Genomic DNA, 13516 nt, shown 5'->3' with positions numbered 1-13516 from the left:
CCCTCACCCCCCACCCCCTTCGGAGGAAAGCCCCATGAGCTTCGTTGCTGCACCGCCATCGCCGTCTTCGCCGCCCGGCTCCACGGTGCTGGGCGATGGCTGGTGGCCCGACATCGACTGCAACGCGATGCGCGACGCCCTGCGCCTTGGCGAAGTGGTGACCCACCCGCGCCTCGTCGCGGCGATCGAGAGTGGCTTGCTCACGATCGAGGGCCAGCTGGCCAGCTGGCGCGCAAGTCGTGAGGCCAAGGGGGCGACCGGCCTTGCGCAGGTCGAGCCGGCCCGCACCATCAACGGCCAACCGCGCGCCGTAGTGCTCTACATCCGCGCGGTGCGCTGCGCGGCGGCGGCGGAGCTGTCCGAGACGCACCGCGACGTCACTGCCACCACCCATGGCCTGGCCCGCACCGAAGATGACAAGCTCTCGGCCGGCGAATACCGGCGCATGTGCACCGAGGCGATCCGCGACCTCATCGGCACGACCCGCGTCGCGGTGGAGCTGATCTGATGCCGCTGCCCACCATCGCGAACCAAGGCGAGACCCTCGATGCCATCTGCTGGCGCGTGCTCGGCGCGACGGCCGGTGGCGTAGTCGAGCAGGCGCTCGAGCTAAACCCCGGCATCGCCGCCACAGCGCTGATCGGCGAGGGCACCGCCATCCTGCTGCCCGATCCGCCGCTCGCCGGCGCCGTCGGCACACTTGCCACCACCAACCTCTGGGACTGACCATGGGCATCGACATGAGCGACTGGCGCGCCTTCTTCTTCTGGTGGCTGACCAGCCTGTTCGCCGCCGGCACCGTCGTCGCGGCCAAGCTGGGCCTGCGCCTCTATGGCCTCGCCGGCGATCCCCCGGCTGACCCAGTGCTGGCGCAGCACTGGCACCGCCGCCGCCGCTACGTCGCGGTCGGCGAGGTCTCGGCGCTGCCAGCCTTCGCGACGATCTCCGTCGTTCTGGTCAGCTTCTACCATCTCGATCCGGTCGCGGCGGTGCTGATCGCGATGGCGCAGGGCATGGTCGGCTTCGCGCTGCTGCTCGATGGCGCGGCCTGGCTGTTCCGCAAGCGGCTCGGCCTGCCCGAGCCTGCCACCGGGGAGATCGGCAATGGGTGATCTGCTGATCGGCGCCGTCACGCTCGCCAGCATTGCGGGCGCCTGCTTGGCGGGCCTCTACGCCCTGCCCCACCATCTGCAGCTGCGCCGCGGTGCGCGCGCCGGGCGCGGCCGGTGAAGAAGGCAGACCTCCTTCGCGCGGCGCTGGTTGCTGCGCACCCCGACTTCGCCAAGAACCCCGACCACCTCACCATGTGGGTTGAGAAGGGCAGGATCTCCGCGCGCCTTGGGCCGCAGCGTGGCTTCTCTTGGGAATATGACTTGAACGTGCTCGTCAGCGGGTTCGTCGACGATCCGTCGTGGCTCATGTTCTGGATCTGCGACTGGCTCCGTACTCAGCAGCCCGACTTGCTCGCCAGCGGCGCCGAGGGCTTCCCCTTCGAGGTCGACATCCTCAATGAGAAGACCGTCGACTTGCAGATCACACTGTCGCTCCGAGATATTGTCTCGGCCATCCCCGGCCCCGGCGGTCGCTGGGATCTGGCCACGCTGGCCGAGCCGGCGCCGATGATCCCGGACGCGCAGGCGCTCGGCCCCGGCCTCACCTCGATCTGGGTCGATGGCCAGCAGGTCGCGCCGCTGCCGGCGGACTGACCATGGCAGACGACGGTCTCGACCACCTCGCCCCCTGGCTCGAGGGCTATCTCCAGCGCCTGGCGCCGGCCGCGCGGCGCAAGATGACACGCAAGCTGGGCAAGGCCCTGCGCGATGCCAATGCGAAGCGGATCCGCGACAACGTCCAGCCCGACGGCAGTGCGATGGAACCGCGCAAGAGCCAGCGCGATCGGCGCGGTCGGCTGCGCAAGCGGAAAGGTCGCATGTTCCCCAAGGCCGCGCTGGCGCGCAACCTGCGCGCACAAACCAGCGCTGACGAGATCGTGATCCGATTCCGCCCGCTGGTCGCGCGCATCGCCGAGGTCCATCACTTCGGCGAGGAAGCCCCGGTCGATCCGGACATTCGCGCCTCGATCCGGGTGCGATATGCTCAGCGGCGGTTGCTCGGCCTGAGTGCGCGCGACCAGGATGTGATCGAGCAAAGCGCCCTAAATCTGCTCGACGGAAAGTGAGCCAGCGCTCCATTGACCTTTTTGTTCCACTAATGTTCTCGTCGGCACATGCGAATCATGCCCGCCTCCCTCGACCGCCTGACGCGCCTTGCGCTTGAGGAAATCGCGGAGGCCGTGGCTGAAGCGCAGACAGCGATCGTCTTCCCCAGCTGGGGATTGCGCCTGTCCCTTGCCTGGCTGGCATCGCGGCACGGGCTTCAAGATTGGCAGGTCAGGCAATTTCTGAACGTGATCTCGCGCCCGATCTTCGATCCGCATAACGCCCATGTCGAGTGGCGAACACGGGCAGCGCAGGCGCATCAGTTTCTTGAACTATGCCACGGAATCCTTGGGCTGCCGCCTGCATTCGCGCCTGATCTCTGGGCACGCGAGCGCCGCTGGCACGAGGAGATGCTTGACCCTGATACGGGCCGGCCTCACCCTTGGCTCATGTGCAACAGGTACAAGCCGGGCGAACGCGAGAACATCAGGCAGCTGTTCGGCGCGCGCATGTGGCGCGAGTTCAACGATGGCCCGGCGATCGTGCATCCCAAGGATCCGGGCTGGGTCATCCGCCAGCGTGACGGAGAACTGGTCCTCGATCAGATGACCTGGGGCTTCCCGGTCGTCCTGACCGGCAAACGCGGACAGCCGCTAAAGCCCAAGCCCGTCAACAACGCGCGGTTCGACAAGCTCGGCGGGTTCTGGAAGCGCTGGACCGGGCCTGAGAACCGCTGCCTGATCCCTGCCGTCTCCTATGCGGAGGCGGTCGGAAAATCGGGGGAAATGACGTCGACCTGGTTGTCGCTGCGATCCGCCCCAATGTTCGCCTGGGCTGGCTTGTGGCGTGACAGCGATGAATGGGGTCCGGTCTATACCGGCGTGATGACCGACAATGCCCCCGAGTTGGCCGGGATCCATGATCGATCGCCGGTCATCCTGGCGCCGGCGGACTGGGAGCCGTGGCTGCAAGCGCCGCTGAATGAACTCGCGCGCTTCGATCGCCCATGGCCTGCCGACGACGTGACGATCGACGCGACCCGAAACCTATGGAAGAGCGGCGAATAAGGCAGAGGCGGCGCCGGTCCGGCCGGCAGTCACGTCAGCATAGCCAAGCTGTGCGCCCGACGCACCGCAACTTCATCGACGCCGATAAACCCGCCGTTGACCCGCTTACGCAGGCCCCGGAAGTCGCCCCGGTCGCAATAGGCGTTGGCACCCACCCGATCCCAATAGTCGCAAGCCGCGCGCACCATCGCCACCGGATCCCCGCCGTGGATCTGCTCAGACGTCACCCCGAGCCGTGTGCGCAAGGCATCGTATTCAGCCTGCCCGGTATGCTGCAGCAGTCCCCCACCCCGCGCGTCCCAGGCATCGCTCGTGCCGGCCACATTGCCCATGCGCCCGCCATAGACCCGCTCAGCCAGCGCCATGTCCTCGCGGTCAGGGTCCGACGGATCCCAGGCATAGGGCTGCGCCTGTGCCAGCGTCTTGAACCGGCTCGGCCAGATTTTCAGTAACCGCCGCGCGGAGTAGCGCAGGTTCTCCTCGAACCGCGTGTATCCGCCGGTTTCGTTGCCGGTTTGGGCGAGGAACTCGGCAAGGCGTGCGGGCGTGTCGATGATGCCGTGTCGTGGCAATTCGGCGGCCATGGCGCGGCCAAGCGTGCGCAGCATTGCGTCGGGCTGGCGGCCAGCCTGATGAGCGAGCAGCGCCGTGCAGAACGATGGCCCCCACAGGCCATCGATCGGGCCAGGCGCATAGCCGGCCTTGGCCAGTGCCGTCTGGGATTTACGGATATCGATCATGCCGAACACCTCGTGGAAGGGAGAGTGCCCGGCATTGCATCTGGTGCTCGGGATTGGATCGCAGCGACGGTGTCAGTAGACGCGGAACAACAGCTGGAGAAATCCCGGAACCGCCAAGCCAGGAAGGCTTTCCTCCCGCAGGAGCCCCCGATGAAACGCCGCAACCTGTATCTGCTCGATGAGCAAACCGGCCGGGTCATACGACACTGGCCGATTGATGGTATGGACGCGCTTCAGGTCACGGAGTTGGAGCGGAAGATCCTGATCGACTGCGGCGAAGGCGTTCTGCTGCGTGACAGCGCATTCGACGATGCCCAATGAGTGGTGGCCGGCATGAGCCGGCCACTAATCTATCTCACAAGACCGCAATGCCGCGCAGAGCGGCGCGCGCCTTGGCGCGATTGTAAAGGTTCACCATCTCCGCCTCGTCCACCGTCGCCGGGATGTGAACGACTTCGGCCACTTCCAAGCCGGTCTGGTAGGTCAGATCGGTCAGCGCGCGATTGCCGATCGATCGACGCCGCCCCGATGAGACCCGCGCGACGGGCGATGCGGACGTTGCAAGGTTGCCGCTCTTGACGCGAACCGAGGCGGCGTCCTCGGTGATGACCAGGCAGAGCCAGGAGCCGTTGCCCCGCGAGGGCAAGGTGATCGAGGCGGACTGGTCCCCCGGCGCGCAGCGCTGGGTGAACCCGTTGGTGGCGGTGCGCAGATACCACCCGGCGGCGGTGTCCCCCGTGATGTAGTCGCCCAGGATATAGGCATTCATCTGGATGTTGGGGTTGGCGAACACGACCACCGTCGTCTGGTTGGCCTGGTCAGTCCACGGGCACATCAGCCCGCTATAAGTGCTCGTCGCCCACCGCTCGGACGCCGATGCCGTGTCGTTCGTAGAAAGCTGATAGGTACCAGCTCCGCCCGGCGTGCCGGTGAGCTGCGACTGGATGGTCGCACCGCGGGTCAGACCAGAGCCCGATACCACCATACCGCTGCCAAGAGCGCGCCCCGTCACGGAGCCGGTCACCGTCATCACCCCGGACGAAACCGAGGAGGTGAAGATGCTGTCGGCCGTCACCAGACTATTGGGGCGGAAGATCGGCGTGCCGGGGGAGCCGTCGACCGCCAGCGGCTCGAAACACCCGCCGCCGACCTGGTCCAGCAGGCTGAAGACGTCACTGCCGAACTGCGCGTGGCAGTCGGCGGCCGCCTCGACGGTGAAGCGCGGAATGGCAGGCTTGCGATCACCGAGAGCCACCTTGCCGTACGGAGAGGAGGCAGAGATGGTCGGCACAATGGTATGAGCAACGCGCATAGGACTTACCCCTGAATGAAGAGCACTGGAAGTTCTTGAGCCGGCGCCACGCGCCAGAGTGGACGCACGATGCCCCCGACGACGCAGGTTTCTTCGGATGAATCGCGGATGTTGGAGGTGCAGGCGTTGCCGAGCTTGATGCTCGCGCCTTTAAAATCGAGCGCGACGCGGCCCGTGGCGCCTGCCAGCGGCGGGCGCGCACAGGTGGCGGTGATCTCGTCGGCGGCGGTGACGCGGACGTTGCTCAAGCCGACAAGGCCATTGCTGTCCCTGATTGCGAGGCCCGATTGCGCTGTGCTGCCGCAAAGCGCCTCATCGATCACGATGGGCTGCGCCGGCACCCGCCAGCGGAACTTCGCCTCACCGCCATAATAGCTGACCGACAGCAGCTGCAGCCAGTCGGGCACGACCTGCTCGCGTTCGAGCTGGGCCTTGGCGCGGCCGAAATAGCACCCCATCCACTTGTAACCCGCCGCGACGAGGTGACTTTCGGTCTGGTAGTGCGGGAGGTGATAGGTGGGCCCCACGCAGTAGAAGTGCGGTTCGCTGCGGACCAGGTCGATCTGGGCCAGGGCGATCGCGCTCGTGGTCGACAGCCCATATTCGCATTGCACCATCACCAACGCGACCGGTCCGTTGTTGGCGATCCTGGACTGGACGTATGCCTCGACCTTGGCGCGGTATGCCTTGAGCTTGGTCTTATAGGCCTCATAGCTGGTTCCGGCCGATACGTCGGCATTGCCCTGGATCCAGTAGATCGCGGGGATCGCGTGCGTCTTGCCGGCCGCCATCGCCAGCGCAACGAAGCCATCGACCTGGTCGCGTAGCAGCTGAAACCAGGCATCGGCGGTCAGCTGATCGAGCGTGTAGCCGGTGTGGCCAGAGGTCCAGGCGAAGTTGACATAATCCGCAGGGCTCGCAATCAGGCCCTTGCGCAGTGCCCGCTCGACGGCGAAGTTCGCAGTGCCCGAGCACGGGCTTTCTCCCGCACCCCACAGCCCGGCATCCTCGGCACGTACGAGCGTCTCGACGAGCGGCATCGATGTCGAAACCCCAGGCGATCCATTGCTGCCGGTCGAGCCGGACTTCGTCGAGCCGGGACCGGAGCCAAAGGTGAGATTTGCAAAGGGCTGGCTGTTCGAGATCACCCCGTAGGCATGCTCACCGACCGAGAGCGACTGACCGCTGATCAACGTGCCAGTCCACTGCCGGTCAGCGGTCAGCAGCAGGCTGGCCTTAAGCGGCACCGGCTCTATGCGCCGAACCGCGCCAGCGGTCTTCGCCAAGCTGCTGGTGGTGGCAATGATGTTGCCGACAAGGTCTGTCACGATCACATCGCTGCCGCCGACGTAAGTCCAGACGTCGCCAAACCCTGCGCTTTTCATGCTGTTCTGGAATTTGGGCGCGAAGCCGGGATCATTAGGGTCAGGGATCGAATAGGTGATCCCGCCCGCAGCGTAGGAAATGATGTTGCCGACCAGGTCCGTGACCAGCACGCTACCCTTGCCGCCATATGTCCAGACGCTGTCGAGGCCTGCCGAGCGCGCGCGGCGGATGAAGTCGGCGCTGAGTCCTGGATCGTCGGGATCGCGCGAAGGATACAGGTAGCCGTTTTGGGCATACTGGAGGATGTTGCCGAGAAGATCGGTCACCATCGGCTGTGCGGCCGACTTGCCCGCATAATACCAGGCGCTATCCAGCGCGCGGGACATCATGCCCGAAATCGTAGCCCGCTGCGTGGCGCCATCCTTCAGGACGATGACCTGTTCGGACCCGTCTGGGCTCGGGACGGCGGGAAGTTCGGAAATCTTGGCCATGTCAGCCCTCCACCCAATAGCGCGCGGCCGTGGCATCGAAGTCGGTTAGGTTTGCTGCCGGCATGCGCGCAACGATCGCGGCGGCACGGTGGAAGGCAGCGCGGATTGCATCGATCGTGGCCCGGCGGGCCATCGCTTCGTCGAGCCCGTCAGGCGCTGCAGCACCGGTAGCCGCTGCCAGTGCGGCTTGGGCGATCAGCGCATTGTCGTTCGACTGGCGCGCGCGCGAGGCCACGGCCTCGATCCGCCGCGTCGCCTCGGCCGAGAGATCCTCGGTTGCCCAGGCGCGAAGCCGCTCGACCCCGGGAGCCTTGGCCGGCGCCAGCACCGGCTTGCCCTTGTCCCCGGGCACGATCTTGCGCCCGGTCGCCTGTGCAGCCAGCAGCTCGGCATGGCGCAGCGCCGAGATACGCACGGCATCATCGGGCAGCTCGTTGTGGCTGTCGGTGTTGAAGAAGCCGCCGCGCGCGGCGCTGTAGTAGATCCGGCCCATGGTCATTTTCCGATGAGGACGAGGTTGATGCCGTCGATGCGCTGGTTGGTGGTGCTGTTGGACTGGGTCTGCACCAGGCAGCTCGACAGCCCAGGCTCGCCGACCAGCTGCACCCACATGTCGCGGGTGTTGGAGTACTGGTTGTTCCAGGCGGTGACCGCGAGCGGTACGACGAAGCTGGCAAAGCTGTCGGGATAGACGACGGTGATCGGCTGCTCGTAGGTGATGGTCTGGCGCAGCTGCACCCACATGAGCTTGATGCCGCCGGGCAGCATGACGAAGCCATTGGGCGTCAGGCTCTTGGGAAGATTGCCCAGCGCGCCGGGCGTCACTGCCTTACCCCAGTTCCCGCCGTCTATCACGTCCTGTACCGAGGCGCTCTCGAGATGCAGCACCGGGTTGTCCTGCAGCCGGCCGCCGCCGGTGAGAAGGCCGCTGGTGGCCACGGTATTGCCGTTCCAGGCGCGCGAGTTGAGAACGCCGAGGATGTCGGCGAGGCTGGCGGGGGTGACGACGCGGTCCCCGGCTGCTCCCGCCGCCGCCTCGGCCGCGCTCGCGGGCGTCAGCGCCAGCGTCAGATCGTCGGTCAATCCACCACCGCCGCGCAGCAGCGGGCCTTCGGTGCGCACGTGGCGCCAGTTCGGCACTGCGCCGACCTCGTCTGGGCCAAGGAAGACTGCGCCCACCTTGCCGTTGACCGAGGACACCGGCGCCGGCGTCGAGATCTCCAGCCAGTTGCCCAGCACATTGGCTGGCAGGGCCTGCAGCACATAGACCAGGCCATTGTCGGCGCGCACCGCGAAGTCGCCGACGGTGGCGCCGAGCGCCAACATCGCGGCCTGGCTGCCGACTGGCCACACGTCGATGAGGTCGATCGGCGGGCGCTGGCCCAGCGCCAGCTTGCCGTCGGGGCCGAGCGTCGCCACGCCATTGGCCGCACCAAGCTGCGCATTGCGCACATAGCTGGCGAGCGCTTGGCCAAGGCCTGCGGGCGTCAGCGCCTTGTCGGCGACCTGCCCAGCCAGCGCCTCGGCGATCGTTGCCAGCATGGTCACACCCGGCACGCTCTCGGTAGCGGGCGGATTGAGGAAGCCGGCATCCCCGAACTGGATCGCCCCGGCGTCAACCGGCGCCAGCTTCCAGTCGAAAGCGACGAGGAACGTGGCCGGGGCGGCCTTCTCGAGGATCGGATCGGCCTGGCTGTAAGCGGCGAACAGCGTGCCATCGGCAAGGTACAGGCCGATGCCACGCACGGCATACGTCTCGGGCGCGCTGTCGCGCACGGTGAGGTGGACGACGTCGGGTGCCACGACCTGGCCTGAGACGGTGGCGAGGCGCTTGAACTCGCCGGGAAGCGCGGTGAGCGTTGGCGCGGCAATGAAGGCCTGCGCAGTCAGGCCGGCCCCGGCGATGGTGACGCGGCGCGTGCCGCCACCGGCGGGATCGACCATGGCCGCGCGGCCCGCGTCGGTGATCTGCAGGACAAGCGGGATCATGCGGCACTCCCATCGAGAAATTCGCCGGTGTCGTCGGTCAGCGGCTCGCCAGCCTCGGTCTGCAGCAGTGCGCCCCAGGCGATGCCGCTGGTGTCGGTGCCGGGCAGCGCCATGCGGCGGTAGAGCGCGGTCCGCGCGGCGCCACGCACCGCGCCGGCCCCAGCCACCGTGAGATCGAGCACGACGTCGAACTGCGAACGCGCCGGCGCAACGCGGGTGACGTCGGCGATGATCTGCATGGTGGTGGCGACCGAGCAGCGCGCGCCACCGGCGACGCCATCGCGGCCGACCACCGGCAAGCGCAGCTCGAAGGTGTGGGGCGTGCGGCGCGGGCTGGCCTGATGCCACTCGACCAGCTCGAGCAGGCCGTCGATCGCGGTCATGGCCTCGCGCACCGCGGCGACGCTGCCCTTGCGGCGCTGGTCGGCGATGGCGCTTGCGGTGGCGGCGCGTTTGCGCTCGTCGGTCCACTCCGCATCCCAGCGGTCGATCGACAGCGTCCAGGCCAGCCACGGCAGCGCGGCGATCGGGCAGGTCGCGGGGTTCCACAGATCCGCGATCGGCATGTCGACGTTCTCGAGACGCAGGCCCACTTCAGCGAGCGCGGTCTCGAGGTCGGTCGCGTTGGGCGGCAGAAGGCTGGCGTTACTCGACACGGCCGGCGATCCTGACGGCGGTGCCGACGCAGGCTGCGACCTGCTGGCGGGTGATAGGCACGTCGGCGGCGGGACTGTTCACCACAGCGTTGTGGACGCCCGACACCATCGCGGCGCCGAATAGGCCGGCGCGCGTGATCTCGCGCCCCAACCGGCGCGCGCGCGCCTTATAGGCTTCGACCGCACTTTGCGCGGCGGCGAGCACCACGGTCTCGTCGGGGCCGGTGTAGATCCACAGGTCGATGTCGATCGCGTAAGGGACGATCTCAGCCGAGACGATGCGCGGCCAATCGGTCAGCGGGCGCACGTCCTCGTCGTCGGCGACCGCCAGCTCGACGGCCTCGATCTCCTCGGGACTGGCCGACCCGTCGCCCTGGCTCGAGAGCAGCGCGATCGTCACCGTGCCGGGCCAGGCCGCGGCATCGAGCGCGGCGGTCATGGCGGCGACGAGCGGAGCGCCAGCGCCGTTGGAGGCCAGCACCTGCAGCACCAGCGCGCGGATGTCGTCGGGCCGCGCCGCGCTCACGCTGGCGTCGGCGATCGTCGGCGCGGCCGAGAGCGCATAGTAGCGGTACGCCGAGGCCGGCCCAGCGACGCTGAAGGCCTCGGGCGCTAACTGGATCCGCGCGCGATAGGCGTCGTCCTCCTCGCCAGGCAGGCGCGCGACGTTCAGCAGCGCGCCGAGCTGGTCGAGGTTGCTGTCGCGGGCATAGGCCAGCATCACCTGCCTTGCGCGCTCGTTGAACTGCTGGCGCAGCAGCATCTCGCGGTAAGCGTAGACCTCGAGCACCTTGACCGCCGGATCGCTCTTCACCGTCGCATCGAACGTCGGCAGATCCTCGAGCAGCTTGGCCACCACTGCGCCGCGGATCGCGTCGTAGGACAGCTGCTCGACCACCGTAGGCGGGGCGAGTTGCGACAGGTCGATGGCGGACGTGCTGGATACCATGGGTCCGCTATCGGGCAGGCACTCGCCTCTCTGCCACCCGCGCGCGTTGTGAAGCGGGCCATGACAACCCCGCCCCATGGCGAGCGCGGCACCGGCGTGGCTGATGGGGGGCATGAGAACCCCCGAGAGCACCCCCACCGATCCCGACGAGCTGGTCCGCTTCGGCCGCGTCGTCGCCGTCGATCATGCGGTGGGCAAGTGCGTGGTCGAGATCGACGAGGGCTTGCGTACCGGCCCGATCCGCTGGGCCGCTCCGCGCATGGGCGAGACCCGCGTCTGGTGCCCGCCTGCGGTCGGCGAGCAGGTGCTGGTGCTGTGCCCGGCCGGCGAGATCGGCGCGGCCATCGCGGTCGGCGGGATCGCCTGCAACGCCTTCCCCGTGCCTGCGAACGGCATGGCCGACTTGATACGGTTCAAGGATGGCGCGGTGCTGTCCTACGACCCCGACAGCCACACCCTGGCATTCTCGCTGCCCGATGGCGGAAAGCTGCAGCTGACGGGCGACTTCGAGGTCAACGGGTCGATCACCGCGACGCAGGATGTGGAGGCCGCCGGCGTCAGCCTCCAGACCCACCGGCACGGGCAGGTCCAGGCAGGCGCTGCTCAGAGCGGAGTGCCGGTATGACCAGCCTTACCGGCATGAACCGCGCGACCGGCGCCCCGCTTAAGGGTGACGAGCACCTGGTCCAATCCTGCGAGGACATCGTCACCACCCCGCTCGGCACGCGGATCATGGAGCGCGATTACGGCTGCCTGCTCGCCGAGCTCACCGACCGGCCGTTGAACCGCGCCACGCTGCTGCTGGCCTCGATGGCCATCGCCATCGCCCTGGCCCGCTGGGAGCCGCGCATCGTGCTTCGCCAGGTCGTGGTCTCGGGCGACTTCGCCGCTGGGCAAGCCACCGCCGAGATCGTCGGCACCCGCGCCGGCAGCACCGCCAATGCCCTCACCCGCCTGACCATCCCCCTCGCCCGCCTTGCCGCGGCGCGACCCTCCACCCGCGCCGCCTGACCAGGAGCAACCCCATGCACGGCATCAAGACCAACTTCCTTACCCAGGGCACGCGGCCGATAGTGTCCGCCTCCACCGGCGTCCTCGGCCTCGTCGGCACAGCGCCCGATGCGCCCGCCGGCACCTTCCCGCTCAATGCCCGCGTGCTCATCACCGACGTGCGCAAGGCGCTGGCGACGATCGGCGCCACCGGCACCCTGCCCGCAGCGCTCGCCGCCATCGCCGACGTCGCGAACCCGGTGATCGTGCTGGTGCGCGTCGGCGTCGACGCACAAGGCCAGGACGCGCTGACCATGGCCGGCATCGACCTGCTACTCGCGGCCGAGATGGAGACGGGCCAGCGCCCGCGCATCCTTGGTGCGCCTGGCCTCGATACCGAGGCGGTGACCACGCACTTCGCCGGCGTCGCCAGGAAGCTGCGCGGCTTCCTCTACTTCGCCGGCCAGGGCGCCACCGTCGCCGAGGCCATCACCTATCGCGCCAACTTCGGCGAGCGCGAGATGATGATGATTTGGCCCAACTGGTCGAGTGACTTCGCCGGCGATGCCGTCGCCCGCGCCATGGGCCTGCGCGCGCAGATCGATGCCGACACGGGCTGGCACAAGACGATCTCGAACGTGCCCGTCACCGGCGTGACCGGGATCGCGCGAGACATCACCTTCGACTTCGGCAGCGAGACCACCGACGCCGCGCTGCTCAATGCCGCCGGCATCACCACGCTGGTGCGCTTCGGCGGCGGCTATCGCTACTGGGGCAACCGCACTTGTTCCGACGAGCCGCTTTGGGCCTTCGAGAGCGTGGTGCGCTCCTCGCAGGTCATCGGCGACGAGATCGAGCAGGGCCTCGCCTGGGCGGCCGACAAGCCGATGACCGTAATGCTGGTCAAGGACACCGTCGACACCGTCAACGCCAGGCTGCGCCAGTACGTCACGCAAGGCCGACTGATCGGCGGCCGGGCCTGGTACGACCCGGCGCTCAACTCTGCGGCGCAGCTCGCCGGCGGCCAGGCGGTGATCGACTACGACTTCACCGGCGTCGCCCCGATGGAAGGCCTCACGCTCAATGCCCGCGTGACCGACCAGTACTACGCCGACTTCGCCAGCCAGCTCGCGGCTTGATCGGCCCCATCACAAGGATCTGACCAATGGGTTTCCCCTTCAAGCTGAAGCAGATGGACATGCTGGTCGAGGGCGTCGGCCACCTCGCCGAGACCGAGGAAGTCACCGTGCCCAAGCTGGTGCTCAAGACCGAGGACTGGCGCGGCGGCGGCATGCTCGGCCCGGTGCCGATCGACATGGGCCTCGACAAGATCGAGTTCGAGTTCTCCATGGGCGGACTGATCGAGACCGCGCTGGCGCAGTTCGGCAAGCCGGCCATCGCCGGCAGTCTCGTGCGCTTCGTCGGCGCCTACCAGGATGACCAGACCGGCGCGACCAAGGCGCTCGAGGTGGTCTGCATGGGCCGCTACACCGAGATCGACTTCGGCAATGCCAAGGTCGGCGACAACACCACGCACAAGTACAAGCTGGCCTGCAGCTACTACCGCCTGATCGTCGACGGCGTCGACTGGATCGAGATCGACCTCATCAACATGGTCTTCCTGGTGCGGGGCGAGGATCGCTACGCCGCGATCCGCGCCGCGCTGGGCCGCTGATCCCTCCCCACCTCCCGCACTTCCCAAGATCCGGGCGGCACGTGCCGTCCGGTCCCCCTGCCGGCAGAAGGCGGTCCTGCCGGCAGGGGATACCCCGCTAGACCGCTCGCCCCAAGGATCGCCAGCCATGACCGACACCACCACCCCCTCGCCCGCCGCCCC

19 protein-coding genes are annotated in these 13516 nt (G+C 67.9%); 12 read left to right on the top strand and 7 right to left on the bottom strand.

The genetic code is table 11. The features are described 5' to 3' along the window. Positions 1-34: 34 nt before the first annotated feature. Genes V7Q48_RS17895 through V7Q48_RS17865 form a run of 7 tightly spaced genes read left to right on the top strand, consistent with a single transcriptional unit; the run spans position 35 to position 3226 of the window. Complete coding sequence (locus tag V7Q48_RS17895) at positions 35-508, top strand: head completion/stabilization protein (protein ID WP_333840547.1); 474 nt, start codon at positions 35-37, stop codon at positions 506-508. Then, the gene (locus V7Q48_RS17890; protein ID WP_333840545.1) at positions 508-726 is read left to right on the top strand and encodes a tail protein X; all 219 of its coding nucleotides are present in this window, start codon (positions 508-510) and stop codon (positions 724-726) included. Before V7Q48_RS17895 ends, V7Q48_RS17890 begins: the two co-directional genes overlap by 1 nt. Positions 727-728: 2 nt before the next feature. Continuing rightward, positions 729-1112 (top strand): hypothetical protein, encoded by a 384-nt coding sequence (locus V7Q48_RS17885; RefSeq protein ID WP_333840543.1) that lies wholly within the window; start codon positions 729-731, stop codon positions 1110-1112. Continuing rightward, on the top strand, positions 1105-1230 hold the full coding sequence (locus V7Q48_RS17880) for a hypothetical protein (RefSeq protein ID WP_333840541.1): 126 nt from the start codon (positions 1105-1107) through the stop codon (positions 1228-1230). The genes V7Q48_RS17885 and V7Q48_RS17880 overlap by 8 nt, the downstream gene beginning before the upstream one ends. Further along, positions 1227-1706, top strand: a complete 480-nt coding sequence (locus V7Q48_RS17875; protein ID WP_333840539.1) for a phage tail protein — start codon at positions 1227-1229, stop codon at positions 1704-1706. The genes V7Q48_RS17880 and V7Q48_RS17875 overlap by 4 nt, the downstream gene beginning before the upstream one ends. Positions 1707-1708: 2 nt before the next feature. Beyond that, entirely contained in the window at positions 1709-2179 is a 471-nt protein-coding gene (locus tag V7Q48_RS17870) for a phage virion morphogenesis protein (protein ID WP_333840537.1), read from the top strand. Positions 2180-2227: 48 nt separating this feature from the next. After that, a complete protein-coding gene (locus V7Q48_RS17865; protein WP_333840536.1) occupies positions 2228-3226 on the top strand; it encodes an SOS response-associated peptidase family protein in 999 nt (332 codons plus the stop codon). A gap of 29 nt (positions 3227-3255) precedes the next feature. On the opposite strand, the gene V7Q48_RS17860 is transcribed toward V7Q48_RS17865, so the two are convergent. Next, on the bottom strand, positions 3256-3975 hold the full coding sequence (locus tag V7Q48_RS17860) for a hypothetical protein (RefSeq protein ID WP_333840534.1): 720 nt from the start codon (positions 3973-3975) through the stop codon (positions 3256-3258). Between the two features lie 141 nt (positions 3976-4116). Between V7Q48_RS17860 and V7Q48_RS17855 the strand changes: the two genes are divergently transcribed. Then, positions 4117-4287, top strand: a complete 171-nt coding sequence (locus V7Q48_RS17855) for a hypothetical protein (RefSeq protein WP_333840532.1) — start codon at positions 4117-4119, stop codon at positions 4285-4287. A gap of 34 nt (positions 4288-4321) precedes the next feature. On the opposite strand, the gene V7Q48_RS17850 is transcribed toward V7Q48_RS17855, so the two are convergent. From V7Q48_RS17850 to V7Q48_RS17825, 6 genes are read right to left on the bottom strand one after another with little or no spacing between them, the layout of a single operon-like run. Then, positions 4322-5257, bottom strand: a complete 936-nt coding sequence (locus tag V7Q48_RS17850) for a hypothetical protein (protein ID WP_333840530.1) — start codon at positions 5255-5257, stop codon at positions 4322-4324. A 26-nt stretch (positions 5258-5283) separates the two neighbouring features. Next, positions 5284-7095, bottom strand: a complete 1812-nt coding sequence (locus V7Q48_RS17845; protein ID WP_333840529.1) for a hypothetical protein — start codon at positions 7093-7095, stop codon at positions 5284-5286. A gap of 1 nt (position 7096) precedes the next feature. After that, on the bottom strand, positions 7097-7594 hold the full coding sequence (locus V7Q48_RS17840; RefSeq protein ID WP_333840528.1) for a hypothetical protein: 498 nt from the start codon (positions 7592-7594) through the stop codon (positions 7097-7099). Next, on the bottom strand, positions 7591-9084 hold the full coding sequence (locus V7Q48_RS17835) for a hypothetical protein (protein ID WP_333840523.1): 1494 nt from the start codon (positions 9082-9084) through the stop codon (positions 7591-7593). The genes V7Q48_RS17840 and V7Q48_RS17835 overlap by 4 nt, the downstream gene beginning before the upstream one ends. Beyond that, on the bottom strand, positions 9081-9740 hold the full coding sequence (locus V7Q48_RS17830) for a phage tail protein I (RefSeq protein WP_333840521.1): 660 nt from the start codon (positions 9738-9740) through the stop codon (positions 9081-9083). Before V7Q48_RS17830 ends, V7Q48_RS17835 begins: the two co-directional genes overlap by 4 nt. Then, positions 9730-10689: a baseplate assembly protein gene (locus tag V7Q48_RS17825; protein WP_333840518.1), complete on the bottom strand. Its 960-nt coding sequence runs from the start codon at positions 10687-10689 to the stop codon at positions 9730-9732. The genes V7Q48_RS17830 and V7Q48_RS17825 overlap by 11 nt, the downstream gene beginning before the upstream one ends. A 112-nt stretch (positions 10690-10801) precedes the next feature. On the opposite strand from V7Q48_RS17825, the gene V7Q48_RS17820 reads away from it, so the two are divergent. From V7Q48_RS17820 to V7Q48_RS17805, 4 genes are read left to right on the top strand one after another with little or no spacing between them, the layout of a single operon-like run. Then, positions 10802-11314, top strand: coding sequence for a phage baseplate assembly protein V (locus tag V7Q48_RS17820; protein ID WP_333840517.1), 513 nt, complete (start codon positions 10802-10804; stop codon positions 11312-11314). Then, positions 11311-11700, top strand: a complete 390-nt coding sequence (locus V7Q48_RS17815; protein WP_333840516.1) for a GPW/gp25 family protein — start codon at positions 11311-11313, stop codon at positions 11698-11700. Before V7Q48_RS17820 ends, V7Q48_RS17815 begins: the two co-directional genes overlap by 4 nt. A gap of 14 nt (positions 11701-11714) precedes the next feature. Beyond that, on the top strand, positions 11715-12818 hold the full coding sequence (locus tag V7Q48_RS17810; RefSeq protein ID WP_333840515.1) for a phage tail sheath subtilisin-like domain-containing protein: 1104 nt from the start codon (positions 11715-11717) through the stop codon (positions 12816-12818). Positions 12819-12844: 26 nt separating this feature from the next. Continuing rightward, positions 12845-13354, top strand: coding sequence for a phage major tail tube protein (locus V7Q48_RS17805; RefSeq protein WP_333840513.1), 510 nt, complete (start codon positions 12845-12847; stop codon positions 13352-13354). Positions 13355-13516: the final 162 nt, after the last annotated feature.

Source organism: Novosphingobium sp. (assembly GCF_036803765.1).
Classification (GTDB): domain Bacteria; phylum Pseudomonadota; class Alphaproteobacteria; order Sphingomonadales; family Sphingomonadaceae; genus Novosphingobium.
Note: the sequence above shows the minus strand (reverse complement) of the source record. Positions and strands in the feature narration are given on the sequence as shown.